At 64.7% G+C, this 26,370-nt stretch carries 26 protein-coding genes; 13 read left to right on the forward strand and 13 right to left on the reverse strand.

Translation table 11 applies throughout. The annotated features are described in order from the left end of the window. Window positions 1–300: 300 nt before the first annotated feature. From ACYVNQ_RS32815 to ACYVNQ_RS32835, 5 genes are all read right to left on the reverse strand, one after another. Window positions 301–1,257, reverse strand: coding sequence for a substrate-binding domain-containing protein (locus tag ACYVNQ_RS32815; protein WP_460908942.1), 957 nt, complete (start codon window positions 1,255–1,257; stop codon window positions 301–303). A 254-nt stretch (window positions 1,258–1,511) separates the two neighbouring features. Next, entirely contained in the window at window positions 1,512–2,489 is a 978-nt protein-coding gene (corA, locus tag ACYVNQ_RS32820) for a magnesium/cobalt transporter CorA (protein WP_460908945.1), read from the reverse strand. A gap of 202 nt (window positions 2,490–2,691) precedes the next feature. Next, a complete protein-coding gene (locus ACYVNQ_RS32825) occupies window positions 2,692–3,150 on the reverse strand; it encodes a hypothetical protein (RefSeq protein WP_460908947.1) in 459 nt (152 codons plus the stop codon). Between the two features lie 202 nt (window positions 3,151–3,352). Further along, window positions 3,353–3,772 carry a PIN domain-containing protein gene (locus ACYVNQ_RS32830; protein ID WP_460908949.1) on the reverse strand — a complete coding sequence of 140 codons (420 nt, stop codon included), beginning with the start codon at window positions 3,770–3,772 and terminating at the stop codon, window positions 3,353–3,355. After that, complete coding sequence (locus ACYVNQ_RS32835; RefSeq protein WP_460908951.1) at window positions 3,759–4,001, reverse strand: FitA-like ribbon-helix-helix domain-containing protein; 243 nt, start codon at window positions 3,999–4,001, stop codon at window positions 3,759–3,761. Before ACYVNQ_RS32835 ends, ACYVNQ_RS32830 begins: the two co-directional genes overlap by 14 nt. Before the next feature lie 175 nt (window positions 4,002–4,176). Here ACYVNQ_RS32835 and cydX point away from each other — a divergent pair, with 175 nt between their 5' ends. Next, on the forward strand, window positions 4,177–4,335 hold the full coding sequence (gene cydX, locus ACYVNQ_RS32840) for a cytochrome bd-I oxidase subunit CydX (RefSeq protein WP_460908953.1): 159 nt from the start codon (window positions 4,177–4,179) through the stop codon (window positions 4,333–4,335). After that, entirely contained in the window at window positions 4,332–4,937 is a 606-nt protein-coding gene (locus tag ACYVNQ_RS32845; RefSeq protein ID WP_460908955.1) for an AAA family ATPase, read from the forward strand. The genes cydX and ACYVNQ_RS32845 overlap by 4 nt, the downstream gene beginning before the upstream one ends. 104 nt (window positions 4,938–5,041) lie before the next feature. Here ACYVNQ_RS32845 and ACYVNQ_RS32850 read toward each other — a convergent pair whose 3' ends face one another. Together ACYVNQ_RS32850 and ACYVNQ_RS32855 are read right to left on the reverse strand one after the other, a co-directional pair. Next, complete coding sequence (locus tag ACYVNQ_RS32850; protein ID WP_460908957.1) at window positions 5,042–6,139, reverse strand: saccharopine dehydrogenase family protein; 1,098 nt, start codon at window positions 6,137–6,139, stop codon at window positions 5,042–5,044. A 250-nt stretch (window positions 6,140–6,389) separates the two neighbouring features. After that, window positions 6,390–6,863, reverse strand: a complete 474-nt coding sequence (locus ACYVNQ_RS32855) for an Lrp/AsnC family transcriptional regulator (protein ID WP_460908959.1) — start codon at window positions 6,861–6,863, stop codon at window positions 6,390–6,392. Between the two features lie 295 nt (window positions 6,864–7,158). On the opposite strand from ACYVNQ_RS32855, the gene ACYVNQ_RS32860 reads away from it, so the two are divergent. The 3 genes from ACYVNQ_RS32860 (at window position 7,159) to ACYVNQ_RS32870 (ending at window position 10,023) form a co-directional block, all read left to right on the forward strand. Then, window positions 7,159–8,559 (forward strand): nucleobase:cation symporter-2 family protein, encoded by a 1,401-nt coding sequence (locus ACYVNQ_RS32860; protein WP_460911172.1) that lies wholly within the window; start codon window positions 7,159–7,161, stop codon window positions 8,557–8,559. Window positions 8,560–8,891: 332 nt separating this feature from the next. After that, window positions 8,892–9,395 carry a Spy/CpxP family protein refolding chaperone gene (locus ACYVNQ_RS32865; protein ID WP_460908961.1) on the forward strand — a complete coding sequence of 168 codons (504 nt, stop codon included), beginning with the start codon at window positions 8,892–8,894 and terminating at the stop codon, window positions 9,393–9,395. 190 nt (window positions 9,396–9,585) lie between these two features. Further along, complete coding sequence (locus ACYVNQ_RS32870) at window positions 9,586–10,023, forward strand: PGDYG domain-containing protein (protein ID WP_460908964.1); 438 nt, start codon at window positions 9,586–9,588, stop codon at window positions 10,021–10,023. Window positions 10,024–10,213: 190 nt separating this feature from the next. Here ACYVNQ_RS32870 and ACYVNQ_RS32875 read toward each other — a convergent pair whose 3' ends face one another. The 5 genes from ACYVNQ_RS32875 to ACYVNQ_RS32895 all read right to left on the reverse strand — a co-directional run bounded on the left by ACYVNQ_RS32875 (window position 10,214) and on the right by ACYVNQ_RS32895 (window position 14,171). Next, complete coding sequence (locus ACYVNQ_RS32875) at window positions 10,214–10,579, reverse strand: DUF3022 domain-containing protein (protein WP_460908966.1); 366 nt, start codon at window positions 10,577–10,579, stop codon at window positions 10,214–10,216. A 39-nt stretch (window positions 10,580–10,618) separates the two neighbouring features. Next, complete coding sequence (locus ACYVNQ_RS32880) at window positions 10,619–11,434, reverse strand: YhfC family intramembrane metalloprotease (RefSeq protein WP_460908968.1); 816 nt, start codon at window positions 11,432–11,434, stop codon at window positions 10,619–10,621. A gap of 103 nt (window positions 11,435–11,537) precedes the next feature. Beyond that, window positions 11,538–12,716: a LacI family DNA-binding transcriptional regulator gene (locus ACYVNQ_RS32885; protein WP_460911174.1), complete on the reverse strand. Its 1,179-nt coding sequence runs from the start codon at window positions 12,714–12,716 to the stop codon at window positions 11,538–11,540. Between the two features lie 2 nt (window positions 12,717–12,718). Next, window positions 12,719–13,210 (reverse strand): hypothetical protein, encoded by a 492-nt coding sequence (locus ACYVNQ_RS32890; protein WP_460908970.1) that lies wholly within the window; start codon window positions 13,208–13,210, stop codon window positions 12,719–12,721. Window positions 13,211–13,271: 61 nt separating this feature from the next. After that, entirely contained in the window at window positions 13,272–14,171 is a 900-nt protein-coding gene (locus tag ACYVNQ_RS32895; protein ID WP_460908972.1) for a LysR family transcriptional regulator, read from the reverse strand. A 130-nt stretch (window positions 14,172–14,301) separates the two neighbouring features. Between ACYVNQ_RS32895 and ACYVNQ_RS32900 the strand changes: the two genes are divergently transcribed. The 6 genes from ACYVNQ_RS32900 to ACYVNQ_RS32925 all read left to right on the forward strand — a co-directional run bounded on the left by ACYVNQ_RS32900 (window position 14,302) and on the right by ACYVNQ_RS32925 (window position 21,018). Further along, window positions 14,302–15,390 (forward strand): YeiH family protein, encoded by a 1,089-nt coding sequence (locus ACYVNQ_RS32900; protein WP_460908974.1) that lies wholly within the window; start codon window positions 14,302–14,304, stop codon window positions 15,388–15,390. 247 nt (window positions 15,391–15,637) lie between these two features. After that, a complete protein-coding gene (locus tag ACYVNQ_RS32905) occupies window positions 15,638–16,375 on the forward strand; it encodes a glutathione S-transferase (RefSeq protein WP_460908976.1) in 738 nt (245 codons plus the stop codon). Window positions 16,376–16,551: 176 nt separating this feature from the next. Continuing rightward, window positions 16,552–18,285: a ClcB-like voltage-gated chloride channel protein gene (locus ACYVNQ_RS32910; protein WP_460911176.1), complete on the forward strand. Its 1,734-nt coding sequence runs from the start codon at window positions 16,552–16,554 to the stop codon at window positions 18,283–18,285. A gap of 208 nt (window positions 18,286–18,493) precedes the next feature. Next, complete coding sequence (locus ACYVNQ_RS32915) at window positions 18,494–19,828, forward strand: C45 family autoproteolytic acyltransferase/hydolase (protein ID WP_460908979.1); 1,335 nt, start codon at window positions 18,494–18,496, stop codon at window positions 19,826–19,828. Window positions 19,829–20,303: 475 nt separating this feature from the next. Next, window positions 20,304–20,555, forward strand: coding sequence for a hypothetical protein (locus ACYVNQ_RS32920; protein WP_460908982.1), 252 nt, complete (start codon window positions 20,304–20,306; stop codon window positions 20,553–20,555). Window positions 20,556–20,787: 232 nt separating this feature from the next. Continuing rightward, window positions 20,788–21,018, forward strand: coding sequence for a DUF2795 domain-containing protein (locus ACYVNQ_RS32925; protein ID WP_460908984.1), 231 nt, complete (start codon window positions 20,788–20,790; stop codon window positions 21,016–21,018). A gap of 105 nt (window positions 21,019–21,123) precedes the next feature. On the opposite strand, the gene ACYVNQ_RS32930 is transcribed toward ACYVNQ_RS32925, so the two are convergent. Then, window positions 21,124–21,744: a TetR/AcrR family transcriptional regulator gene (locus ACYVNQ_RS32930; protein ID WP_460908985.1), complete on the reverse strand. Its 621-nt coding sequence runs from the start codon at window positions 21,742–21,744 to the stop codon at window positions 21,124–21,126. Window positions 21,745–22,111: 367 nt separating this feature from the next. Between ACYVNQ_RS32930 and ACYVNQ_RS32935 the strand changes: the two genes are divergently transcribed. Further along, on the forward strand, window positions 22,112–23,182 hold the full coding sequence (locus ACYVNQ_RS32935) for an efflux RND transporter periplasmic adaptor subunit (RefSeq protein WP_460911178.1): 1,071 nt from the start codon (window positions 22,112–22,114) through the stop codon (window positions 23,180–23,182). Continuing rightward, a complete protein-coding gene (locus ACYVNQ_RS32940) occupies window positions 23,179–26,361 on the forward strand; it encodes an efflux RND transporter permease subunit (protein ID WP_460908987.1) in 3,183 nt (1,060 codons plus the stop codon). Before ACYVNQ_RS32935 ends, ACYVNQ_RS32940 begins: the two co-directional genes overlap by 4 nt. Window positions 26,362–26,370 lie beyond the last annotated feature (9 nt).

Below are 26,370 nucleotides of genomic sequence, written 5' to 3' on the forward strand. Positions count from 1 at the left end.
CACAAGGCACGCACCGGTCCCCCCGAACCGTTTTCGAACGACGCCCGGCAAGCCGGGCGCCCGTTCGGCGCATGCCCCACGCACACCATGCCGGACGCAAATATGCGCCGCGTTGGCCGTCATGACGCTTAACTCGATAACGGCTACGCGACAGATTTCTTTAACGTTTATTGAATAACCGCAGTGAAATTCGAAACGGTGAATCAATGCGCATAGATTCAGCGTGCAAGCCTTCGCCAGAGACGCAATAGCGTTCGCGATTCACGCACGCTAATGCGCATTGCTTGCCGCTTTTACCCACTATTTAGTCACGAGATCGACCGGCGTTTCGACTACGCCGGACAGTTGCGACTGCTTCTTGTGCTCGGACAACGCCTTCAACGCGGTATCGATACCGAACACCGCCTGCTTGGCCGCGTATTGATCGGCCGTGGCCAGCACGCGCCCGTCTTTCAGCATCGGCTTGATCGCGTTGATGTCGTCGTAGCCGACCACGTACACCTTGCCCTGCTTGCCTGCGGCCCGCACCGCCGACACCGCGCCGATCGCCATGTTGTCGTTGCCGGCCAGCAGCGCCTTCAGGTTCGGATACTCGTTCAACATCGCAGAGGCAACCGCATTGCCCTTGTCGATTTCCCATTCGCCGGACTGCACCGATACCACCTTTGCATTGACTTTCTGCATCGCGTCCTTGAAGCCCGCGGTGCGCTGCTGCGCATTGGTGGTGGTCGACACGCCTTCGATAATGCCGACCTCGTCGCCGGCCTTCAGCTTCTGCGCGAGGTAGTTGCCGACTTTCTCCGCGCCCTTGCGGTTGTCGGGGCCGACGAACGGCACGTTCAGATCCTTCGATTTCAGTACGTCGGGATCGAGCCGGTTGTCGATGTTGACGACGATGATGCCGGCATCCACCGCTTTCTTGACGACCGGCACGAGCGCCTTCGAATCGGCCGGCGCCAGCACGATCACGTCGACCTTCGACACGATCATCTGCTCGACGATGCGGATCTGGTTGGCGGTGTCGGTTTCGTCCTTGATACCGTTCGTGATCAGATCGAACGCAGCTGAGTTGTGCTGTTGATAATCTTTTGCGCCGGTTTCCATGGTCAGGAAGAACTCGTTGGCGAGCGACTTCATGACCAGCGCGACCTTCGGTTTTTTGGCGGCCTGCGCGTAAGCCGGCGTATACGGCAGTGCGGCGACGGCGGTCAGGGCAACCGCGGCGGCAAGCACGCGGCGACGAATGCGTTGGTTCATTGCTCTTATCTCCTGTTGTTAGTGACGGCAGGCCAGGGGGTTGCCCTAAGCCGTTAAGCCTTATTTATCAGCGCTCGCAAACGTTTGCGGGGCTATTCTCAACGCATCAGCTTACTCGTGTCAACGTTTGCAGGTGTTGCGCCGCACCGCAGACCCACCCGGTATGGTCATGGTCTGGCCTGCATATGTTGCGCACTGCACCTGCCGCGTTGGGCGTCGTGCCTTGCACGCTCTAGCCACGCCCAAGCCACGCTCTATAACCAGCCGACGCGCCGGAAGCGCCAGTACAGGATCATATCGACCACCGCCATCACGCCGAGACAGATCGGATAGCCATACGCGTAGTGCAACTCCGGAATCTTCTCGAAGTTCATGCCGTAGATGCCGGCGATCATCGTCGGTACCGCGAACAGCGCGGCGTACGAACCGAGCCGCTTGGTCACTTCGTTTTCCGCCAGCGAGATCATGCCGAGGTTCACCTGGATCGCGGTGACGATCATTTCGCGGCGGCCTTCGATGGTGCGCACGATCCGGTCGAGGTGGTCGTAGATGTCGCGGAAGTACGCCTGCATGCCGTCGCAAACCGTCGGGATGCGCCCGCCGGTCAACTGGCTCATGCCCTCGAGCAGCGGTGCGACGTGATGTTCGATGAGCACGAGGCGGCGCTTTAACGAATACAGGTCTTCGATGATCGCGCGCGACGCGGCCAGCGTGTGCTTCGAGAAGATGCGGTCTTCGATCTCTTCGATCTTGCTGCCGAGCGTTTCGAGAATCGGGAAGTAGCGATCGACGATGTTGTCGGCAAGCGCGTAAAGCACGAACGCGGCGCCCTGCCTCAACAACTGCGGCTCGCGCTCGCAGCGCGCACGCACTTCCTGAAAACCGTGACGCGTGCGGTTGCGTACCGAAAGCACGAAGTTGCTGCCGACGAATACATCGACCTCGCCGATCAGCAGTTCGCCGTCGTCGTCGAGTTCGAGCGTGTGCATCACCGCGAACAGCACCTCGCCGTACTCTTCGATTTTCGGCCGCTGGTGGCCATTGCGCACATCTTCGATGGCCAGTTCGTGCAGGCCGAACTCGTGCTTCAGCACTTCGAGTTCACCGGGGCCCGGATCCTTCAGCGCGACCCATACGAAGCACTCCGGTTTCGCCACATAGACGCTGATGTCGTCGATTTCGATATCGGCCAGCTTCCGGCCGTCCTGGTACGCAGCGCAATTGATCAACATGGTGAATACCTTACAAACGGATACGGGATCATGGCTCGGCAACGCACGGCGCGGGCCGCGCGGGCCGTCAATAGTACGGGCGATGTTAGGGTGCGGGAAGCGATCTGTCGAATCGGAGCGGTGCGTGGTTTCGCTGCACGTCGTTTTACACCGCGGTTGTACACCACGGTTTTACACCGCGGTTGCGCACCGCGGTATTTCGCTATTGCGCGACCCGGCGCAGCACGATGCGGTGGTCGCGGTCGAACGTCACGCTCGCGCGGTTCGTGTAGCGCGGGTCCGCGGTCACGACAAACTGCAGTTCGCGCACCGGATCGAACTGCGTCGACACCGCCAGACGATGCGTGCCCGGCGTCAGATAGAACGTCACATGTTCGCCGTTCATCAGATCGGTGACCTGCTCACCGTCGACATAGACCTGGGCGCTGCGAAACCGCACGATCACGTCGTCCGAGCGTTCGCGCCGCAGGTCGACGGCAGGCTTGCCGTTGCCGGGTTCCATCGGACCTTGCTTGAGGATGCGCTCGGCGGGCACTGCCTTGAACGGCACCGGCTCGGCGGGCGTTGCCCCGCATGCCGCGATGCATGCGGTGACGACGGCGAGCAGTACGTAGCGCAACGCGTCAGTCAAGGTCGCAGGGGTCCGGCTGGATCGCGGCATGACTCGTCTCCGTGAACGGATAAAGGTAGGTGCGGGGAAACTGCGCGGTAACTGCAGCCTAACTAACTTCAGGCTCACTACGATGGCATGCGCCGCAACGGCGGGGAACGGGTTGCGGCTGCTTGCAAATGCTACGCAGTGTAGAACGCTGGCATGCGCTGACGGCGCGAGCCTGGACCTCGGCGCGCAAGACTCGTTGCAGCTAGGTGCCGAACGGGTTCATCACGCGCGCGCCGGTGTCGGCGAAGTCTTGCGTATTGCGCGTGACGACGGTGAGGTTGTAGATCAGCGCGGTCGCGGCGATCAGCTTGTCGATGGAATGCTCGGCGTGCGGCACGCGCAAGCGGCCCCACGTTTGCGCGACGTCGTCGTCGACCTTCAGGATATGGCTCGAGAACGATTCGACGATCGTATTGAGCCACCCTTCAAGCCGCGCGGCCTGATCGGCATCACCGCGATAGCGCATCAGGTCGACGCCGCGCCGCAACTCGCCGACCGTCACGACCGACAGATACAGCTTCAGGCCTTCTTCTTTCGCACGTGCGAAAAACGCCTGCACACCCTTGTCGGCGCGACTGTGCTTGCGAATTTCGCTAATGACATTGGTATCAATCAAATACATCTCTGCCCTCCCCAATATCACTGTTATTCACACGCTCGAAATCGGCATCCTCACCGACATCGGGCATCTTCACCAGCAATTCGACGAAGCTGAGCTTTGGGGGCTGGTGCAATGCCTGCGCCAGTATTTCCCGATGTTCTGCTTCGACGCTACGACCATGCGCCGCCGCCCGTTCACGAAGGCTTTGCACCAGCGCTTCATCCAGACCACGAACCAGCAAGTTGGGCATTCCCATCTCCGGACCTCCGAATGTGATATCAATGCTATCACCGGGAGAATGAAAATGAAAGGAATTTTCCGGGGGCGGTGCACGACCTGCCGCGACGCTTGCGTGCGGCGCGCTTCCCGGTCAAGATCGGCGCACGTTCGGTGCAGAACAGCGGCATAAAGGCGGGGAGGTTTCCATGTGGTATTTCAGCTGGATGCTCGGCATTGGCGTCGCGCTGGGCTTTGGCATCATCAACGTGATGTGGCTCGAAGCAAGCGGCAAGCTGATGCACGACACCGACCTGCGCGAGACGCATGGCGCAGCTGGCACGCCCACCGATCCTCCGTCCACGTGAGCTCCCTGACGTTTTTTTGCGGCCATGCGGGCACCGGCAAGACCACGCTCGCGCGCCGGCTGCTGCGTCCGCTGATGCAGGCAACCGGAGAGCCGTTCTGTCTGCTCGACAAGGACACGCTGTACGGCCGCACCGGCGCCGCGACGATGCAGGCGCTGACCGGCGACCCGCACGATCGCGACAGCCCGTTGTTCCTGCAGCATCTGCGCGACCCCGAATACGGCGGGCTGATCGATACCGCGCGCGACAATCTGCGGCTAGGCGTCAGCGTGCTGGTGGTGGCGCCGCTGTCGCGCGAGATTCGCGAGCGGCGGCTGTTCGATCGCGCGTGGCTGGACATCGCCGGCGACATCCGGTTGCAGGTCGTCTGGGTGAGCACGGAGGAAGCCACCGCTCATGCGCGCATCGCCGCGCGCGGCGACCCCGCCGATGCGTACAAGCTCGCGCATTGGGACGAATACCGGCAACGCCGCTTCGAACTCGCAGACAGCGCGCGTACCGGCGTGCTGGTGTTCGACAACACCGCACCCACACAGGCCGACTTCGACGCATTGCTGCAAAAGATCGCGGGCCACCCACTTGCGCCGGGCAGCCCGCTGTAGAGAAGAAGGGAGAACGGCCACACGCCGGCGCCGATCAACCAGACAGCCGACCGGCACCTACGTGGCACCTACGTGGCACCTAAGCGACGCCCCCGCGCCGACGCTCAGACCGTCGCCATCGCATCGAGCGGCTGGCCTTCGTACAACTGGCCGAAGCGGTTGCCAAGGAACTCGCGCAGCGGCACCTGTTCCTGACGCACGAAACCGCTTTGCGGCAATTGCTGTTCGCGGAACAGGTCGAGCACCGCGCACATCGCGCCGGCGGTGGTGATCTGGATCGCGCTCATCGGCATGCCGCACACGGTCTTCGCGAAGATCTTGCGCGTGAACACCTCTTGCACCAGTTGGCCGTCGCGCAGGCCGGTCACCGTGATGAACACCAGCACGACATCCTGCGCGGTCGACGGCACCGAGCGGCGCATGACCGTCTTCAGCGTGTCGCGGTCGGTGGCAAACCGCAGGTCTTCGAGCAGGAACTTCATCAGATCGCGATGGCCCGGGTAGCGCACCGACTTGTAGTCGAGCGATTCGACCCGGCCCGCCAGCGTTTCGCATAGCGTGCCGAGCCCGCCCGACGTATTGAAGGCCTCATACTCGATGCCGTCGAGCGAGAAATGCTCGAGTCCTTCGAGTGGCTGCACCCATTGCGTGCGGTTGTCGCGAATCGCTTCGCAGGGCTGGCAATATTCGTTGATCAACCCGTCGACGCTCCACGTCAGGTTGTACTTCAGCGCATTGGTCGGAAACTCGGGCAGCGCGCCGACCCGCATCTTCACGTCGCGAATCTCGGTGAAGCGCTTGGCCAGCTCATGCGCGGCAATGCCGATGAAACCCGGCGCCAGACCGCATTGCGGCATGAACGCGTGATCCGCGCCATCGGCGAGCGCGCGGATCGCGTGGGTGGCGCGCACGTCCTCGGTCAGATCGAAGTAGTGAACCCCGGCGCCCTTCGCGGCCGACGCGACATTCACTGCGAGGTAGTACGGCAATGCGTTGACCAGCGCGTCGAAGCCTTGCACTGCGGCGCGCAGCGCGGCGGAATCGGCGGAATCGACACGGCGGGTGGGAATGCCCTGGGCAGCGAGCTTATCGAGCGCGTGCGGGTCGCGGTCCAGCGCGAGCACTTCGTAGTCGCCGGTTTCGCGCAGCATATGGGCAATGGTGTGGCCGATCAGGCCGGCGCCGACAATGGCAATTTTCATGCGCTTCTCCTTGTTTTATCGATGTGCTGATCGGTGTCTCGATCGATGTGGCGGGCGAGCCCTGCACAAAGTTTACGGAGAAGGCGAAACAGTTCCTACGCGCAGAATGCTGCGTATCGACCAGGGTTTTCGTCGATCTGACGACGAGTTCAGTCAATTTGACGAAAACTTGTTAAAAACGCGTAAACGCGCGTCTCAACCCCAGCGTGTCGACCCGAACGTGTCAGCCCGAGCCGCTCGCCCCACTCGCTCAACCGCGGTCACCACCGATCGTGCCGCGGTCGATCTTGCGCGCCAGGATGATCGATGTAGTAGTGCGTTCGACGCCCGCCAGCGTGCCGATCTGATCGAGCAGTTCGTTCAGGCGCTCCGGCGAATCGGCGCGCAGCCACGCAACGTAATCGAATTCGCCGCTCACCGCGCACAGCAGTTGCACTTCGGGCATGCGGCCGAGCCGTTTCTGCACGTCGGGCCCGAACTTCGGCGCGATGATGATGCCCACATACGCGTAGATGCTCGCATCGAGCACGTCCTGGCCGAGCCGCACGCCATAGCCCGCGATCACGTTGGTGCGCTCGAGCCGCTCGATACGCGACAGCACGGTGGTACGCGCAACCCCAAGCTGACGCGCGAGATTCGCCACGCTCTCGCGCGCGTTGTTCTGTAGCAGCGCAACGAGGTTGCGGTCGAGGTCGTCGAGTTGATCGAGGCGCGGTGGTCTCATCGAAAGCGGAAATGGCGAGGCGTTGAAGAGTAAGCGCCGCGCATCGATGGCGCGCGGCACAGCGTGTTCCGGCGTGCTACAGCGTGTTCCTGATTATGCCCGGGTTCGCCGCGCCGACGTGAGTGTCGGCGCATATCGGAGCGCGCCCGGGCGCTTGCAGAACGACCGCTCGCCGCCCCATCCCGCCATTATTTTTTTGCGGCGAAACTTCGGGCCCCGCACTACGATGATCGGAAACGCGCGCGAAGCAACGGGCATCGGCGGGAATAATCGCGCGCCGCGGTTGTTTCATACGATGCCGCGGCATCGCAGCGCACACAAAACACAACCGACACCGACAAGGGAAAACATGAACACTGTCCATCCATGCGACGAGCGGCTGCCCGCAGGCCGCCTGCTGACGCTGGGCTTCCAGCATGTGCTCGTGATGTACGCCGGCGCGGTGGCGGTGCCGCTGATCGTCGGCGGCGCGCTGAAGCTTCCCAAAGACCAGGTTGCGTTCCTGATCAGCGCCGACCTGTTCGCATGCGGCATCGCCACGCTGATCCAGACGCTCGGCATCGGCATGTTCGGCATCCGGCTGCCGATCATCATGGGCTGCACGTTCACGGCCGTGAGCCCGATGATCGCGATCGGCACCAACCCCAGCCTCGGCATACTCGACATCTTCGGCTCGACGATCGCATCGGGCGTGATCGGCATCCTGCTTGCGCCGGCGATCGGCAAGCTGCTGCGGCTCTTCCCACCGGTGGTGGTCGGCGCGGTGATCGCGGTAATCGGGCTGTCGCTGATGGAAGTCGGCATCAACTGGGCGGCGGGCGGCGTCGGCAACCCCGACTACGGCAACCCGGTGTATCTGGTGCTGTCGCTTGCCGTGCTGCTGCTGATCCTGTTGATCAACCGCTTCGGCCGCGGCTTCGTCGCGAATATTTCGGTGCTGCTCGGCATCGTCGCCGGCTTTGCGGCCGCTGCGCTGCTCGGCCGCGTCGATCTGGCCGGCGTCGCCACCGCGCCATGGCTCGGCGTGATCCTGCCGTTTCATTTCGGCATGCCGCGCTTCGACGCACTGTCGATCGTCACGATGGTGATCGTGATGTTCGTCACGTTCATCGAATCGACCGGCATGTTCCTCGCGGTCGGCGACATGGTCGGCCGCCCGGTCGATCAGCGTGCGCTGGTGCGCGGACTGCGCGTCGATGGCCTCGGCACGCTGATTGGCGGTGTCTTCAACGCGTTCCCTTACACGTCGTTTTCGCAGAACGTCGGCCTCGTCGGCATCACGGGTGTGCGTAGCCGCTTCGTGTGCGCGGCGAGCGGCGTCATTCTGATCGTGCTCGGCCTCGTGCCGAAGATGGCGCAGGTAGTCGCATCGATTCCGGCCTTCGTGCTGGGTGGCGCCGGCATCGTGATGTTCGGCATGGTCGCGGCCAACGGCATCAAGGTGCTGTCGAACGTCGACTTCGCGAAGCAGCAGCACAACCTGTTTATCGTCGCCGTCAGCATCGGGCTCGGGCTCGTGCCGGTGGTCGCGCCACAGTTCTTCGCGAAGCTGCCGCCTGCGCTGTCGCCGCTTCTGCATAGCGGGATCCTGCTGGCTGCCGTGTCTGCGGTGCTGCTGAACCTGCTGTTCAACGGGCTGCACGGCGAGAGCGCGGCGCTGGGCGACATCAAACGCGTGAGCCGGGATTTCGAATAGCTTGCCGCGGCACACTGCATTTGCATTGGTGCCGCGCGCCGGTTGAAATCGATGCACACGCATCGATTTCAACGTTCAACATGCAGCGCCGCGTTGCACGCGCCATGCGACCGATGCTTGCATGGCGCCTGCCTTGACCATTCGCAAGTATTTCCCTCTGATTTCGGTTGTAAGCAGTTGTCGCATTGACGTCGCAATGCGTCGATATCGTGCTATTAATAGCGTCCGGCGGGCCGGTTCTCGCGTTCGACGCGCGCTACCGGCTCAAGCTTCATTGCTGCTTTTGCACCGTCTTTGCCATGCTTTCGATACAACAGACATCAGGAGTCTCGATGAAAAAAATGCTCGTTTTGCTCGCTTCCGCAGTCTCGATCAGCAGCGCTTTTGCGCAAACGCCCGCACCCGCTTCCGGGCCCGCGATGGCGATGTCGGCATCCGGCGCCGCCGGCAAGATGCGCCATGAACAGCGCGTCGAAGATCGCATCTCGTACCTGCATTCGCAGCTGAAAATCACGTCGCAGCAGGAAACGCAATGGAACGCGTTTGCCGACGTGATGCGCAGCAACGGCGAAACGATGGGCAAGCTGTTCGAAGCGCGCCGCGAGAACAAGAACGTCTCCGCACTCGACGACATGAAGCAGTACGCGGACATCGCGCAAGCGCACGCGGACGGCACCAAGAAGCTGGTCGATGCGTTCCAGCCGCTGTATGACGGCATGTCGACGGAGCAGAAGAAGCTGGCGGATACGACCTTCCGCGAAGCGCCGCCACAGGGCGGTGCGCGTCATCGTCCGTCGCACGGCAAGAAGGCGGCGCCGGCTAACGATGCGGGTTGAAGCCCGGGTTCAGGTGCGGGTTGGCGTAATACAGTAGCCGCAACGCGACGCACACGAAATGCTGCACCGAACGCCTGCCCTCACCGGCAGGCGTTTTTCATTTTACAAAGCGCTTATCTGGCATCATGCGGGTCTCTTCGCCGCGCCGGCCTTGCCGTGGGCGCGATGCCAACCCGCCTCTGTGTCATTCATGCTCGAACTGAAAAACCTCGATCTGCGCAACGATCCGCGCGCGCAACGCGTCGTCAAGGACGAAACTGTCCATGTCGAATTCGCCGCCGGCAGCGGCGCCTTGATGAGCCTCGAAGGCCCGAACCGCTATCAGGCCGGCGATGCGCTGATCACCGGCGCGGGCGGCGAGCGTTGGGTCGTGTCGCGCGATCGCTTCGATGCGAAGTATCTGCCGGCCGATACCGCGCTCGCGCATGGCATGCCCGGCCCGTATCGCAACCGGCCGGCCGTCGTGCTCGCGCGGCAAATGGATGAAGCGTTCTCGCTCGCGCGCAGCGCCGCGGGTAGCGACGTGCTGCATGGCGCAGCCGGCGACTGGGTGATGCAATACGCGCCGGGCGACTACGGCGTCGTGCAGGCAGCGCGCTTCGCGAAGGTGTATCGCAGCGCGCGGTAGCAGCGCACGCGCGGTACTCCCGCGTCATTGCACGAACACGTCGTCGTGCAGGCAGGTCGTCGCACGACGAGCACACCATCGCGCTGCCATCGCACCGCGAACACACGACGTCGGGCACACCATCGCACCGCGAACACCCGACGTCGGGCACACCATCGCACCGCCAACACCCGACGTCGGGCACACGCCCTCATGCAAACTCGTCGCCGAACTCGAGCGTCACTTCACGCGGCACGGCTTCGCCATTTGCGTACTGCTCTTCGAGCGACCCGATGGTCGCCTCGACATAAGCGCGCAGCACCGCAAAACTGCGCGCCCGCTCGCGCACCGGCAACGCGCGATAGCGCGCGAGCGCCGCCGGCACAAAGCCGATCTCGAGCGTGATGCGCCGCGCGGCAGCGCCAAAGCGCATCGCCACCCACTGCACGACGAGGCTTGGCGTGCCGTCGGCACGCGGCCGCTCGACGAAGTGAGTCTGCTCGGGAAACAGATCGCTGATCACGCGCGCGAGCTCCTCGATGTCGGGGCTCGCACACTCGTACAGGTAGGCTTCCATGGCGGGCTCAAAAAAGTTGAAGGAAATGTCGTAGCGTGCTCAGGCCGGCTGCGACGCGCGCCGGAACAGTTTCACCAGCCCGATCGCAAGCGGCACCGCAAGCAGCACGTAGATCGTATCCGCCGCCCAAAGCGGCAGCGTATGCGTTTGCGTCAGCGCGGCCGGCACTTCGAGCAGCGCGTGCGCGACGATCGCGAGCGGCAACACCAGCCGCGAGCCGGCACGCACGCCGCGCCACACCAGCACCGACAGCCCGAGCTGAAACACCAGCGCCGCCGCGCGCTCGATGATGAACACGCCCGCCGCGGCCGGCGACAGGCTCACCACCAGCAGATGAATGCGCATCAGCGTATCGAGCGGCAAGCCCGACAGCGCGCTGCCCAGTTGCCCGCGATCCTCGAGATACGCGAAGCCGATCCACTGCAGTTGCACCAGCACGCCGGCGAACCACACTTCCGCGCCGCCATGCCCGAGGCCATACGCGAGCGCCACCGACTCGCGTTGCCGCGCGGCCGGCAGGTCCGGGTGCCGGGTCAGCGCGCGCTTGAGCAGCAGCCGCAGCGCGCCGTACCGCCCGATTTCCTGGCAAATGCCGATCAGCAGCGCGCCGGCGATCACGAACACTACCGGGTTCTGGAGCCACGCGGCGGTGGTCGGATTCATCCGCAGCAGATAATCGTTCATGCCGCGCTCGATCAGCATCGAGAACAGCGCGAACACGGCGATACCGGCGATCGCATCGCGCCGGTCGAGCGCCAGCGGGCGGCGCAACTTGAGGTACAGCACGATCGGCAACGCGGCCATGAACAGCGTCGCGGCGACAAGGCACGCCAGCGTGAGCGGTGAAACGGGCATGAGGCTCCTTACGGGATTCGGGTCGACAAAAGGTCGGCCGGCAGCGCGCGGCAGACCGTGCGGCGCGCAAGCTATCGCGCGCCGCAGCCCGAATCATCGCAGATCAGCGCGAAGTCGACGCGCGCTCGATCAATTCCCCCTGCAGCAGACAGTCGCGCGCCGCGGTCGCGCCGCCTGCGATCCGCTCGTGCAGGAACTCGACTGCCCGGTAGCCGATTTCGTAGGTCGGCTGGCGCACCGCGGTAATGCCGGTCAGTTCGGCCCAATCCGGGTCGTCGATCGACAGCAGCGCGATGCGCGTCTGCCACGACGGGCCGTAGTGCTGTTTCAGATGGCGCGCGAGACAGAGCGCGACCGGGCCGTTGGCGGCGAACAGCGCGAGGCGGCGCGGGGAGGCGTTGGCGTTGGCGTTGGCGTTGGCGTTGGCGTTGGCGTTGGCGTTGGCGTTGGCGTCGAAGCCTTCGCCAGCATTCGCATCAACGCCAACTCCACCACCTGCACCGCCACCCAATCCCGCCCCCAGCCACGCATCCAGCGCCGCCAGCGTGCGTTCGACCGCGCACCGGTCCGTCAGATCGAGCACGACGGTCTCGCCACGCACCTGCGGATGCGCGCGCAACGCGTCGCGAAACGCCGCCTCGCGCGCGCGCCGCGAGCTCACCTCATTGAACGGCTGCACGACAAAGCAGATCTCGCCGAACCCGCGCTCGACCAGATGCTGCACGCCGAGCGCCGCGGCCGCCGCGTTATCCAGGCCGACCATATCGGCCGTCACGCCGTCGATGGTGCGGTCCACCAGCACGGCCGGCACGCCGCCGTCGCCGACCGGCCGCAGCGTCTCCTCGCGCACGCCAAGCGCATTGACGATCACGCCTTCGACGCGATACGTGGTCAACAGCTGCAGATAGCGCCGCTCCATCTCCACTTCATTGGCCGCATGGCAGACGAGCGGCATGTAGCCGAGCGCCTGGCACGCCGCCTCGACGCCTTGGAGCACCTCGATCGAATACGGGTTGGTCAGATCCGCGACCAGCATGCCGATCAGCCGGTTGCGGCCGCGTTTCAGACCACGCGCCATCTGGTTCGGCTGATAGTCGAGCCGCTCGATCGCGAGCCTGATGCGTTCGCGCAGGTCCGGCGACAGCACGTTCATCTCGCCGTTCAGATAGCGCGAAATACTGGTTTTGCCGGTGGCCGCTTCGCGCGCGACATCGCTGATCGTCGCGCGGCGCGGAGGTACCCCAGCGGCCGGGTTGACCGGCGGCCTGAACAGGGTCGTCATGCTCATCGCGCGAGCCCCTCGCGGTGTGCGACGTTGCGCGCCAGCGCGGCATCGGCGGCGACCCGCGCGTCGTGTGGTGCGGCATTCACTTTTACGACCTGCGCACGCTCGCGCAACCAGGCGAGTACGTCCGCAGGCAGCGGTTGGTACGCGACAATGCTGCTTTTCATCGAATCGATTTCCTTGTAGAGACGCGGCCAGCATGCATGAATGCGTGCAATCAGCGCAGCGTTCATGAGCACGTAGGATGCCGCAGACGAGCCGATCGAATCATTAAGATAGCGGAGCGCCTGTAAGCCGACTGTCGCCCCGGCGGCGACATGCCGGGCGATGAGCCATTGTTGAGAATCGACGGCACAGCCCGACACGAAACCGTATGCACCGACGGTCCCGCAAAAATACTGCGTGGGCAGCGGCACAAGCATCAGCGACCGGAAGGTTTCGCTACAATTCCGTACCGTTTCGGGCGTCGGGAATGCCTGTTCGGCGCGCACGGCGCGCCTTACGCTGCGACTTGCCCGCAGGTCTCGCAAAAGTGATCTGCAACTCGCGTCGCTACACGCCCGCTGCGTCGCCGTCAGTCAGGCACAGCGCCAGAAACTGCCCGACCAGCCGCGACGGCGCACTGGCATGCGGCACCAGAATCGAAAAGCGCCGCGTCAGCGCCTGCGGGCCGAGCGAGCCGCGGCACAGTGCATCGCCCTCATGGCGCATCGACATCGCCGAGACAAAGCCGATACCCATGCCGGCGCGCACCGCCTCCTTGACGCCCTCGACACCGGCGATTTCGAGCCCCACCCGCATCGGCACGCCGGCCGCCGCAAACGCTCGTTCGACCAGTTGCCGCACGCCCGAGCCCTCCTCGCGCAGCACCAGCGGTTCGGCGCCCAGTTGCGCGAGACAGATGCCGCCCGCCGCAGCCGCCGCGAGCGGATGGGTGCGCGGCATGATTGCGACGATCTCGTCCTCGCGCCACGCATGCACGGCGGTATCCGGCGGCAGATCGGCGCCGACCACGCCTTCGATCAGCGCGACGTCGAGCGCCGCGAGCGCGCTGACGATCTCGGTGGTATTGCCGCCCGCGGTGTGCAACGTCACGTCCGGATAACGCCGCTGAAAGCGCGCAACCAGATACGGCAGCAGATAGCTGGCCGGCGTGGTGCTGGCGCCGACGCGCAGCGTGCCGCGCTCCATGCCGCGCAGCGCGTCGCGATACGCATGCGCCTGGCGCCACGTGTCGCGCAGCCGCGCCGCATAGCTCGCCAGTTGCTCGCCGGCCGGCGTCAGCCGCACGCCGCGGCCGTCGCGCTGATAGAGCGGCTCACCGAACTCGTCCTGCAGTTGCCGCAGCTGGCCGGAAACGGCCGGCTGCGACAAATGCAACGCAACCGACGCGCGGCTGATGTTCCGGTGTTCGGCGACGGCCGCAAACGTTATAAGCTGATCGGGGGTCATGGCGCATGAAATATCGGATCAGCCTATATATTAAGTCACAAATGACGATTTATGATATCGATATATTCAAACTAGGATTAGGCATCCGTTGAGCAATGTCTCGACTCATCAACGCCAGAGCCTGATCACCATGTCTACCGTTCATTTTCAGACTGTTCCCGCCGCCGCGTCAGCCACCCGCGGCCAGTTAAACGGCATCCTGTTCGTCGCGCTGTTCGCCGGCGCGGTGACCAGTATCGCGTCGCTGCCCGCCGTCGCGGGCCTCGGCTTGAGCCCGCTGATCGTCGGCATCGTCGCCGGCGCGATCTACGGCAATGCGCTGCGCGACGGTATGCCCGACAGCTGGGCAGCCGGGGTCAACTTCTCGGCGCGCAGGCTGCTGCGTATCGCGGTCGCGTTTTTCGGGCTGCGCGTGAGCCTGCAGGAAATCGCCCAGGTTGGCCTGCCGGGGCTCGCCGAATCGCTGCTGATCGTGCTCAGCACACTGGCGATCGGCACGTGGGCCGGCATCAAGCTGATGAAACTCGATCGCGACACCGCGCTGCTGACGGCAGCCGGCAGCGCGATCTGCGGCGCCGCCGCGGTGCTCGCGTTCGAATCCACACTGCAATCGAAGCCGCACAAGAGTGCGATGGCGGTCGGCAGCGTCGTGCTGTTCGGCACCTTGTCGATGTTCCTGTACCCCGCGCTGATGCGGGCCGGCTGGCTGCATCTCGATACCGTCGGGGCGGGCCTGTTCTTCGGCGGCACGATTCACGAAGTGGCGCAGGTGGTCGGCGCGGCCAGCAACGTGAGCCCGGAGGCAACCCATATTGCGACGATCGTCAAGATGACGCGGGTGATGCTGCTGGTGCCGGTGCTGCTCGCGGTGGGCATGTGGGTGAACCGCGCGCCGCGTGGCGCCGCCGCACCGGGCACGACTGGCGCGGCGCAGCCCGGCAAGCCGCGCAAACTCGCGGTGCCGTGGTTCGCGCTCGGTTTTCTTGCGTGCGTCGGCGTGAACTCGGTGCACGTGTTGCCGCATGCCGCCACCCATACGCTGAACCTGCTCGACACCTTCGCGTTGACGATGGCCATGACCGCGCTCGGCATTGAAACCCGCATCGCGCAGATTCGCGAAGCCGGTCCGCGCGCGCTGACCACCGGTTTGATCCTGTACGTGTGGCTGTTCTTCGGCGGGCTGGGGATTACATGGGCAGTCCAGCGTCTGCTCGGTTGATGCGGCGTCGAGGTGCGCGCGCAGTGGATCGCGCGCCGCCTGCGAGCCGGTGTTGCACACGGTTTGATCGCCCTGCCATGCGCGGGGCGTTCGGCGTTTATGGCGGTGGTGAGATCTGCAATTTTTGCGGTGTTTCGCGGTGCGCGCAGCAGGCCCGCAACGTGCACGCAGGTGCCCGGCAAACCGGGTATGCGCGCCCTGCATCCGCACCGCATCGCAGCCTGGAATACTCAACGAGGACCGATCGATGGCTTACGAACTTTACTACTGGGATGGCTTGCAGGGCCGCGGCGAATTCGTGCGGCTCGCGCTGGAGGAAGCCGGCGCCGCTTACGTCGAAGTGGCACGCGGCAGCGAACGCGACGGGCTCGGCAGCGGCGCGATGATGGCGCTGCTCGGCAGCAAGGAAGAGCCCTACCCGCCGTTCGCGCCACCGTTCCTGAAAGACGGCGACCTGCTGGTGGCGCAAACCGCGAACATCCTGTTCTATCTGGGCCCGCGGCTGGGTCTCGCGCCCAACGTCGAAAGCCTGCGTTACGTCGCCAACGGCCTGCAGCTGACGATCGCCGACATGGTCGCGGAAGCGCACGATACGCATCATCCGCTCGCTTCGAACCTGTACTACGAAGAGCAAAAAGATGCCGCGAAAGTACGCGCGAAAGACTTCATCGAGCATCGCATTCCGAAGTTCATGCGCTACTTCGAGCGTGTACTGAAGCAAAACCCCGCGGGCGATCAGTACATGGTCGGCGATGCGCTGAGCTACGTCGACCTGTCGATGTTCCAGCTGATCGACGCGCTGCATTACGCGTTTCCACGCGCGATGAAGACCTTCGGCAAGCACTACCCGCTGCTCGCGGCACTCCACGACCGGGTGCTCGCGCGCCCCAGGATCGCCGCCTACCTCGCGTCGCAGCGGCGCCTTCCCTACAACGAATCGTGCGTGTTCCGCCACTACCCGGAACTCGACCAGGACGCACGCTGAGCGCCACTGTACGGCGCGCTTCCCGACCACGCAGCCCCCACGCCCGCCCGAGCTCACGCCCGATGAACGACGGAACCACCCCGCACACCGACCCACGGCCCCACCCCGAAGCCGCCGCGCCCGAAGAGCGCGATGCTATCCTTGCGCGCGATGCCAACCAACCCACTGGGTACTCCGTGCTCTCGTTCCTGCTAAGGCTGCGCACTCGCGCGGCGCGCCTGTTCCGGCTGTCCGATGCGCATACGATGCTGGTCTGGTCGGTGATCGTCGGCGTCGCGGGCGCGTTCGCGACGATCGCGTTTCGCGAAGGCATCGCGCTGTTGCAGCGGCTGTTCACCGGCAGCGACGGCGGCCTCGTCGACATGGCGCGCGGGCTGTCGTGGCAGACCCGCATCCTGCTGCCAACCTTCGGCGGCCTCGCCGCCGGCTTCCTGCTGTTGATCGCACGGCGCGGCCAGGACAAGAAATCGAGCACCGACTACATGGAAGCCGTGGCCATCGGCGACGGCGTGGTGCCGGTGCATTTGAGCCTGTGGCGCTCGGTGTCGTCGCTGTTCACGATCGCGAGCGGCGGCTCGATCGGCCGCGAAGGCCCGATGGTGCAGCTCGCGGCGCTCGCCGCTTCGCTGATCGGCCGCGTCGTGCACTTCGACCCGCCGCGACTGCGTCTGCTGGTCGCGTGCGGCGCGGCCGCCGGTATCACGTCGGCATATAGCGCGCCGATTGCCGGCGCGTTCTTCGTCACCGAAATCGTGCTCGGCTCGATCGCGATGGAAAGCTTCGGTCCGGTGGTGGTCGCGTCGGTGGTCGCCAACATCACGATGCGCGAGTTCGCCGGCTACCGGCCGCCGTACGAGATGCCCGCGTTTCCGCCGATCGCCGGCATCGAGGTGCTGCCGTTCGTCGGGCTCGGCCTGTTGTGTGGCGCGCTGGCGCCGCAGTTCCTGCGCCTGATCGACGGCTCGAAGGCCGGCTTCAAACGGCTGCCGTTGCCGCTGCCGCTCAAGCTCGCGCTTGGCGGCCTCGCGGTCGGGATCCTGTCGGTCGGCTCGCCCGATGTGTGGGGCAACGGCTATAGCGTGGTCAACTCGGTGCTGCATTCGCCGTGGACCTGGAACGCGCTGGTGATGGTGCTGGTCTTCAAGGTGCTCGCCACTGCGGCCACGGTCGGCTCCGGCGCAGTGGGCGGCGTGTTCACGCCGACGCTCTTCATGGGCGGCGTGCTCGGCTCGCTGTTCGGCCTCGGCGTGCACGCACTGTTGCCGCTGCACACGTCGGCACCGTTCGCGTACGCGATGGTCGGCATGGGCGCGTTCCTCGCCGGCGCCACCCAGGCGCCGCTGATGGCGATCATGCTGATCTTCGAAATGACGTTGAGCTACCAGGTCGTGCTGCCGCTGATGCTGTCGTGCGTGGTCGCCTATTTCGTCGCGCGCGCGATCGGCAACCGCTCGATGTACGACATCACGCTGCATCGAAACCGCGAGGAGCAGGAACGCATGCGCCTGCGCTCGACGCAGATGCGCGAGCTGATCCGCCCACCGCAAACCGTCGTGCAGCCCAGCGCCACCGTGCAGGACATGACACGCGTGTTTCTCGAATATCCGGTCAAGTATCTGTACGTGACCGACGACACCGGCAGCTTCCTCGGCGTGGTCGCGCTGAAGGACATCACGTCGGACCTGCTCGCGAAACACGACACGTCGGCGCGCACCGCCGCCGACTACCTGCAGCCGCACTTCGACGTGCTGACACCCGACATGCCGCTCGGCGTCGCGCTGCAGCACTTCCTCGCGTTTCAGGGCGAGCGGCTGCCGGTGGTCGAGAGCGTCGCGCGGCCGAAGCTGGCCGGGGTGGTCTACAAGACCTCGCTGCTCGATGCGTACTTCCGGATGAACCCGCATCGCTGAGTTGCGCGGCGCACGCTCTGATACGAAACGTCACAACTGGCCGCGTGCAAAGCGCGGCAAAATCTCTAAAATAAATTCACCAGAAAGCGACCCGCCGGCTGCCTGCACAAGCCGCGCTGCCGAGCACGGTTAACCGCTTGACGTTAACCCGCATCGAAGCGCCGCGCTTCGTTCGCAGAGACACCGAGCGCTACGACCGGGAGCGAGAATGAGCGAACCTTCGATCGATGCAGTACGCCGCGACCACGCGGGCTGGATCTTTGTGCATATCGAAGGCGAACCGTACGATCGCGGCGAGCAGCACGGCCAGTTGCTGGCCAGCGAAATCCACAATGCAATCCGCACCGCCCGCTACCTCGCGAAGTGGGACACCGGCGAAGACTTCGACACCTTCGTCAACGCAGCGGTCGCGCAGTTCGCGCCGCGCCTCGACACCGAATTTGCCGACGAAATCCAGGGCATCGCCGATGGCGCGAAACTGCCGTTTGCCGAAGTGCTGGCGTGGAACGGCTACATGGACCTGCTGCAAAGCTGGTGGCCGACGCACGTCGCGGCCCAACATCCGCGCGGTGCGATCAAGCCGTGGCGCGGGCGGCGCGGCCACCACTGCAGCGCTTTCATTGCGACCGGCAATGCGACGCGCGACGGCCGCATCGTGATGGCGCATAACTCGTGGGACCGCTACGCGGCCGGCGACGCATTCAACGTGGTGTTCGACATCGTGCCGGACTCCGGCCACCGCATCCTGATGCAAGGTCTGCCCGGCTGCATTTCGAGCCTGACCGATTTCTGGGTCACGTCCGCGGGCCTGATGATCACCGAGACCACCATCTCGAACTTCACCGGCTATCACGCGGCGGGCGCGCCGGAGTTCTACCGCTCGCGGCGCGCGACGCAATATGCGAACACGATCCGCGAATGGTGCGACCTGTTCGCGGTCGCGAACAACGGCGGCTACGCGAACAGCTGGCTGCTCGGCGACACCCGCACCGGCGAGATCGCGCGCTACGAACTGGGGCTGCGCTCATCCGGTTTCGAGAGCACGAAGAACGGCTTTTACAGCGGCTACAACACCGCTACCGATCTGAAGATCCGCAACCAGGAATGCGCCGACGAGGAAGATTACTCGGACGTGCGCAGAAACGGTGCACGGCGGCTGCGCTTCATGCAACTCGAACAGGAGCATCAAGGCAAGATCGATCTCGAACTTGCGAAGCAGATGATTGCCGACCATCACGACGTCTACCTGAACCGCGGCGACCATCCGTGTTCGCGCACGATCTGCGGGCACCTCGAACTGGACGACGCGCGTCTGCCGGGCTCCGACCACGGCCCGTTCAATCCGTGGGGCGCCAACGACGGCAAGGTGATGGACAGCGAGATGGCGCGCGACATGTCGTTCTATGCGCGCTGGGGCCACCCGTGCGGGCGGCCGTTCGACGCGCAGGCGTTCATGCAGCGGCATCCGCAGTGGAACTGGCTGAACGGCTATATGCGCGACCGGCCGTCGTGGCCGTGGACGCGTTTCGGCGCGTTGCGCTAAGCGTGTATGGCGCGACGCAGCAGCGCTGCCTCGCGCGTCGCGTCGTGCGTCGCGACGCGCATGGCGCATGGCGTGGCGGCATAACCAGTCGCAGTATGGCTCCCACGCGTCGCGTGGCGCGGCCCGTCCGGTACGACCGTTCGCGACGCGTGGCGCGGTTTGCTGCGATGATCGGCTTGCAGCAACCTGTCGACGACGCCAGCGGCGCATTCAACGGTGTTCAACCTGTTCTTGTCTGAGCACTGAACTGGGCACTAAGCCGAGCACTGGACAGAGCGCCGAACCACGCGCCACTGCGGCCTTCGCCGCTTCTCAGTGCGCTTGAAAAATTTACTGTCTAAGATGGTAGCTCTGGCACGGCGCTCGCAATGCGCAGCCGTGCCCTGGCGAACGCCGCTCGTGCGATCACGTGCCGCTCGCCGATGGCATAGCGCTTGCGAGAGATCCTGCGCTGCATAGCAAAGGAGGTCGGGCGATGAAAACCTCGACGCTGTTGACCATGGTAACGTTGTCGGCCTCATGCTTTGCCACGCCGGTACACACCGCGCGCGACGGCATGACCGACGTCGTCGCAGAACGCATGAACGCCGCGCCGGTCGCACCGCCCGCGCCGGACATCGCGGCGCAGACCAACATCCGGCCCGATCGCTGGCAGCACATCACGCTGCCGAAGTCGCGGCATCCGGAGCGCGGTTACGCGTCGCACGCGGTAAAGCTGCAAACGTGACGGCGTGCGACGCGGTCGTGCCGGTTGCTCTGGCTGCGTTGGCTGCGTTGGGCTGCGAGCCTGGCCGTGTGTTCGCCAGCTTCATTGGCACGCGCCGACGTCCATCTGCGCCGCTCATCCGCGCAGTTGATTCCAGCAGCTCATTCCTGCAGTTAGTCTCACGCAGTTTGTCCCACGCATCCCACGCAGTGAGTCCCCTTCACCCGCGCACACGACAGCGAGGAGCGCACTCATGACCCAAGCGGACATCCCCCGCGAACCGATCGATCTGCAGATAGCCGATGTGCTGCGCGAAGCGGCCTATCCCGCCAACAAGGACGCACTGGTCGACACCGCGCGCGAAGCCGGTGCGAGCAACGAAGTGATTGCGATGCTCGATGGTTTGCCGGAGCAGGATTACGCGGATATCGAGGCGGTTGAAAAACTGCTCGGCAGCAATTTCGGGCCGGGGCTCAGCCTGTAGCGACGTAGCGATGTAGCCGTGTAGCCACGTAGCAATGCCCAGCGCGTCCGGCTCGCGCCGTCACCCGCTGTCACGCAATCGCCGTCAGTCCGGATCGCGCAACCGTCACCCGCCTTCCCGGCCGAACACGACCCGCGCGAAAAATCCCGCCAGCACCGTCTCGGCCACATTGCCGGTCACATTTTGCGGATCGACCGTGTGCAGAAACTGCACGCCATCCACCAGCCCCATCAGCCCCATCGCGAGTGTCGTCGCAGGAAGAGGTAAAGGCGTGCCGACACGCCGCGAGAATTCGCTGATGTATTCGGCCAGCTCTTCGCGCTTCTCGTTCAGGAACGCATTGAAGCGGACCCGGAAGCGCGCGTCGCGCACCGCCAGCAGCTTCGCCTCGACCCATAGCAGGAAGCACTGGTTGTTGAACGGAATGCGGCTGTAGTACAGCAGCACGCTCTGCTCCATTTCCTCGCGGCTCGCCCCTTCCTTGAAGATCTCCTGCAGGTCGGCCTGCATCGCTTCGTGATCGCGCCGCAGCAGTTCCAGAAATAGCTCCGGCTTGCTGCGAAAGTTCGAATAGAACGCACCGCGCGTGTAGCCGGCCGCTTCGGCGATGTCCTCGACGCTTGCGCCGACGAAGCCCTTCTTCATGAAGATGGTCAGCCCAGCATCCATCAGACGCTGGCGCGTCTGGTCTTTGCTCTGTTCTCGTGTCAGCCGTTGGCGTTTCATGGGCGGCAGTCTAGCACCGAATATTTCGATTCAGCTTTGCACTCGGATACAGGTGTGTATTAGAATCCAGCCCAACATGTCATGCAACCGCACAGCGTCAGGTGTTCGATCGGCGCCACACGGGTTGCTCCGCTCTCGGTTGCCTGGAGTCATCGTGATTCGTTCCGGTGCTTTTTCTGATCGCGGCGCGCCGTCGTCGCCGCGCTCGCCGTCGTCGCCCCCTTCGTTGGTCCCCGCGTCCCAGTCCGCCACACCAGACCGCTCGCCGCGCCTTTCGTGGTCTGAGCGGCTCGCTAATGCGCCACGTGATGCTTCGCTTCGCGCGCGACTAACGCGCCGTCTTGCGTGGGCCTGTGCGTTCGCCGGCCTGGTTGCGCTTACCGCATGTCAGAAGAAAGAAAGCACCGTGCAGACGCCACGGCCGGTCGTGGCGGTCGCCGTGCATGCGGACGGTCAGCCGCTTGCCGCGACGCTGCCCGGCGAAGTGCAGGCGCGCTATTCGACGCCGCTGTCGTTCCGCATCGCCGGCAAGCTGGTCGAGCGCCGCGTGCGGCTTGGCGACACCGTGCAAAAAGGTCAGATCGTCGCGCAGCTCGACCCCGCGGATGCGCAGAAGAATGCCGCCAGCGCGGCCGCGCAACTCGATGCGGCCCAGCATCGGCTGGTCTACGCAAAGCAGCAACTCGAACGCGACAGCGCCCAGGCGCACGAAAATCTGATCGCGCCTGCGCAGCTCGAACAGACCGAAGACGCTTATGCGTCCGCCGCGGCACAGCGCGAACAGGCCGCACAGCAGGCCGCGCTCGCGAAAGACCAGCTGCAGTACGCAACGCTTGCCGCCGACCACGCCGGCGTGATCACCGCCGAGCAAGCCGATACCGGGCAAAACGTGACGGCCGGCCAGGCGGTGTACAGCCTCGCGTGGAGCGGCGACATCGACGTCGTGTGCGACGTGCCCGAAAGCGCACTCGCTGCGTTGCGAGTCGGTCAAGGCGCGCGCATCACCCTTGCGGCGCTGCCCGGCCGCACGCTGAACGCAAGCCTGCGCGAGCTCTCGCCGGCAGCGGATCCGCAAAGCCGCACGTGGCGCGCCAAACTGACGCTCGCCACCGTCGATCAACCCAATCCCGACGTGCGCCTCGGCATGACCGCGAATGTCGCGTTCGATGCGGGCGGCGCGTTGCATGCGCTGTTCACGCTACCCGCCACCGCGCTATTTCACGACGGCACGCAGCCCGCGGTATGGGTCGTACGGCACGGCAGCGATGTGCTCGAACTGCGCCGCGTGCAACTCGCGCGCTACGACGAACGCACGATCTCGATCGCGCAAGGACTCAACGACGGCGAACGCGTCGTGCTGCAAGGCGTGCATACGGTGACGGCCGGAGAAAAGGTCCGCGCCATTGCGCCGCTGCATCCCGAGGATTTCGCGTCATGAGCCTGCAGCGAGATCAACACGAGCCGAACCCACGCAACGAACCACACGATCGTCACGACAGCGCATCGGAAGGCCGCTTCAATCTGTCCGCATGGGCTTTGCGCCATCAGGCGCTGGTGGTGTTCCTGATCGTGCTGGCCACCGCGTTCGGCATCCTCGCGTACACCCGGCTCGCGCAATCGGAAGATCCGCCGTTCACGTTCCGCGTGATGGTGATCCGCACCTTCTGGCCAGGCGCGACCGCGCGCCAGGTGCAAGAGGAAGTGACCGACCGGATCGGCCGCAAGCTGCAGGAAACCCCATCGATCGATTTTCTGCGCAGCTACTCGCGGCCCGGCGAATCGCTGATCTTCTTCAACATGAAAGACTCGGCCTCCGCGAAGACGGTGCCCGACACATGGTACCAGGTGCGCAAGAAAGTCGGCGACATCGCCGGTACCTTGCCGCGCGGTGTTCAAGGGCCGTACTTCAACGACGAGTTCGGCGACGTCTACACGAACATCTACACGCTCGAAGGCGACGGCTTTTCCGCCGCGCAGCTGCACGACTACGCCGACCAGTTGCGCACCGTGCTGCTGCGCGTGCCGGGTGTCGCGAAGATCGATTACTTCGGCGATCCAGACCAGCACGTGTACGTCGAAATCGCCAACACGCAGCTGACGCGCCTGAACATTTCGCCGCAGCAGATTGCGCAGGCGATCGATACGCAGAACAGCGTATCGTCGTCCGGCACGCTGACCACGTACGACGACCGCGTGTTCGTGCGTCCGGACGGCCAGTTCAACGACCTGAATGCGCTGGCCGACACGCTGATCCGCGTGAACAACCGCTCGTTCCGGCTCGGCGACATCGCGACGATCCGGCGCGGCTACGACGACCCGCCGGTCACGCAGATGCGCTATGGCGGCAAGCCGGTGCTCGGCATCGGCGTGACGATGGAACCGGACGGCGACGTGATCCGCCTCGGCAAGGCGCTCGACGTGCAGATCGCCGCACTGCGCGCGCAATTGCCGGCCGGCCTGAAACTGGCCGAGGTGTCGAGCACACCGCACGCGGTCGCACTATCGGTCGACGATTTCCTCGAGGCCGTCGCCGAAGCGGTAGCGATCGTGCTGGCCGTGAGCCTCGTGTCGCTAGGCCTGCGCACCGGCATGGTGGTGGTGATCTCGATCCCGGTGGTGCTCGCGGTCACTGCGCTGTGCATGTATCTGTTCGATATCGGCCTGCACAAGGTGTCGCTCGGTACGCTGGTGCTTGCGCTCGGCCTGCTGGTGGACGACGCGATCATCGCGGTCGAGATGATGGCGGTAAAGCTCGAACAGGGCTGGAACCGCACGCGCGCCGCGGCCTACGCGTACACCAGCACCGCCTTTCCAATGCTGACCGGCACCCTCGTTACGGTCGCCGGCTTCCTGCCGATCGCGCTCGCGAAATCGAGCACCGGCGAATACACACGCTCGATTTTCGAGGTGTCGGCGATCGCGCTGATCGCGTCGTGGTTCGCCGCGGTGGTGCTGATTCCGTTGCTCGGCTATCACCTGCTGCCCGAGCGCAAGCGCGCCGCGCACGAGGCCAACCAGGCACACGACGGCGAGCATCAGATCTACGACACGCGTTTCTACCGGCGTCTGCGCGGCTGGGTCAGCTGGTGCATCGAGCGGCGTTTCGTCGTGCTCGGGCTGACCGTCGTGCTGTTCGTCATCGCGATGGCGGGCTTTACGCAATTGCCGCAGCAATTCTTCCCCAGTTCGGATCGGCCCGAGTTGCTGGTCGACGTGCGGCTGCCGGAGGGCGCGTCGTTCGACGCGACGCTGCGCCAGGCGCAACGGCTCGAAAAAGCGCTGGTGGGCAGGCCTGAAATCGACCACGTGGTCGATTTCATCGGCAGCGGCGCGCCGCGTTTCTATCTGCCGCTCGACCAGCAATTGCAGCAGCCGAACTTCGCGCAGTTCGTGATCACCGCAAAGAGCGTCAAGCAACGCGAGCAACTCGCGCAGTGGCTCGAACCGATGCTGCGCGAGCAGTTTCCGGCGATTCGCACGCGTCTGTCGCGGCTCGAGAACGGGCCGCCGGTCGGCTACCCGGTGCAGTTTCGCGTCAGCGGCGACGACATCGCCACGGTGCGTGCGATCGCCGACCGCGTAGCCGCGACGATGCGCGCCGACACGCGCACGTCGAATGTGCAGTTCGACTGGGACGAGCCTGCCGAACGCTCGGTACGCTTCGAACTCGATCAGAAGAAAGCCCGCGAACTGGGCGTGTCTTCCGCAGATGTATCGAGCTTTCTGGCGATGACGCTGTCCGGCTATACGGTCACGCAATACCGCGAACGCGACAAGCTGATCAGCGTCGATCTGCGCGCGCCGAAAAGCGAACGCGTCGACCCGGCCGCACTGCTCGCGCTCGCGATGCCGACACCGAACGGCCCGGTGCCGCTCGGCACGCTCGGCCATATGCGCAACACGCTCGAATACGGCGTGATCTGGGAACGCGACCGGCAGCCCACCATCACCGTGCAATCCGACGTGCGCGCCAACGCGCAAGGCATCGACGTCACGCATGCGCTCGACGAGGCGCTGCGCAACGTGCGCGCGTCGCTGCCGGTCGGCTACCGGATCGCGATCGGCGGCTCGGTGGAGGAAAGCGGCAAAGGCCAGAGCTCGATCAATGCGCAGATGCCGGTGCTGGTGATCGCCGTGTTCACGCTGCTGATGATCCAGCTGCAAAGCCTGTCGCGCGTGCTGCTGGTCGTGCTGACCGCGCCGCTCGGGTTGATCGGCGTAGTGATCACGTTGTGGCTGTTCGGCAAGCCGTTCGGCTTTGTCGCGATGCTCGGCGTGATCGCGATGTTCGGCATCATCATGCGCAACTCGGTGATCCTGGTGGATCAGATCGAGCAGGACATCGGCGCCGGCCACCAGCGCTTCGATGCGATCGTCGGCGCAACGGTGCGACGCTTCCGGCCGATCACGCTGACCGCGGCCGCCGCGGTGCTCGCTCTGATTCCGCTGCTGCGCTCGAATTTTTTCGGGCCGATGGCTACCGCGTTGATGGGTGGCATCACGAGCGCGACGGTGTTGACGCTGTTCTATGTGCCCGCGCTGTACGCAATCTGGTTCCGCGTGCGCGGCAACGAACGCGATCCGCTGCCGGATGCATCGGCTCACACGGGAAACTGATCATGTCCA

The organism is Paraburkholderia jirisanensis (assembly GCF_054782355.1).

Coding starts and splice junctions, on each gene's coding strand:
- ACYVNQ_RS32895 (WP_460908972.1), bottom strand. CDS start 14,171: ATGACCCCCGATCAGCTTATAACGTTTGCGGCCGTCGCCGAACACCGG.
- ACYVNQ_RS32865 (WP_460908961.1), top strand. CDS start 8,892: ATGAAAAAAATGCTCGTTTTGCTCGCTTCCGCAGTCTCGATCAGCAGC.
- ACYVNQ_RS32925 (WP_460908984.1), top strand. CDS start 20,788: ATGACCCAAGCGGACATCCCCCGCGAACCGATCGATCTGCAGATAGCC.
- corA (WP_460908945.1), bottom strand. CDS start 2,489: ATGTTGATCAATTGCGCTGCGTACCAGGACGGCCGGAAGCTGGCCGAT.
- ACYVNQ_RS32825 (WP_460908947.1), bottom strand. CDS start 3,150: ATGCCGCGATCCAGCCGGACCCCTGCGACCTTGACTGACGCGTTGCGC.
- ACYVNQ_RS32880 (WP_460908968.1), bottom strand. CDS start 11,434: ATGCCCGTTTCACCGCTCACGCTGGCGTGCCTTGTCGCCGCGACGCTG.
- ACYVNQ_RS32855 (WP_460908959.1), bottom strand. CDS start 6,863: ATGAGACCACCGCGCCTCGATCAACTCGACGACCTCGACCGCAACCTC.
- ACYVNQ_RS32870 (WP_460908964.1), top strand. CDS start 9,586: ATGCTCGAACTGAAAAACCTCGATCTGCGCAACGATCCGCGCGCGCAA.
- ACYVNQ_RS32905 (WP_460908976.1), top strand. CDS start 15,638: ATGGCTTACGAACTTTACTACTGGGATGGCTTGCAGGGCCGCGGCGAA.
- ACYVNQ_RS32875 (WP_460908966.1), bottom strand. CDS start 10,579: ATGGAAGCCTACCTGTACGAGTGTGCGAGCCCCGACATCGAGGAGCTC.
- ACYVNQ_RS32920 (WP_460908982.1), top strand. CDS start 20,304: ATGAAAACCTCGACGCTGTTGACCATGGTAACGTTGTCGGCCTCATGC.
- ACYVNQ_RS32830 (WP_460908949.1), bottom strand. CDS start 3,772: ATGTATTTGATTGATACCAATGTCATTAGCGAAATTCGCAAGCACAGT.
- ACYVNQ_RS32885 (WP_460911174.1), bottom strand. CDS start 12,716: ATGACGACCCTGTTCAGGCCGCCGGTCAACCCGGCCGCTGGGGTACCT.
- ACYVNQ_RS32915 (WP_460908979.1), top strand. CDS start 18,494: ATGAGCGAACCTTCGATCGATGCAGTACGCCGCGACCACGCGGGCTGG.
- ACYVNQ_RS32940 (WP_460908987.1), top strand. CDS start 23,179: ATGAGCCTGCAGCGAGATCAACACGAGCCGAACCCACGCAACGAACCA.
- ACYVNQ_RS32930 (WP_460908985.1), bottom strand. CDS start 21,744: ATGAAACGCCAACGGCTGACACGAGAACAGAGCAAAGACCAGACGCGC.
- ACYVNQ_RS32900 (WP_460908974.1), top strand. CDS start 14,302: ATGTCTACCGTTCATTTTCAGACTGTTCCCGCCGCCGCGTCAGCCACC.
- cydX (WP_460908953.1), top strand. CDS start 4,177: ATGTGGTATTTCAGCTGGATGCTCGGCATTGGCGTCGCGCTGGGCTTT.
- ACYVNQ_RS32860 (WP_460911172.1), top strand. CDS start 7,159: ATGCCGCGGCATCGCAGCGCACACAAAACACAACCGACACCGACAAGG.
- ACYVNQ_RS32850 (WP_460908957.1), bottom strand. CDS start 6,139: ATGAAAATTGCCATTGTCGGCGCCGGCCTGATCGGCCACACCATTGCC.
- ACYVNQ_RS32835 (WP_460908951.1), bottom strand. CDS start 4,001: ATGCCCAACTTGCTGGTTCGTGGTCTGGATGAAGCGCTGGTGCAAAGC.
- ACYVNQ_RS32815 (WP_460908942.1), bottom strand. CDS start 1,257: ATGAACCAACGCATTCGTCGCCGCGTGCTTGCCGCCGCGGTTGCCCTG.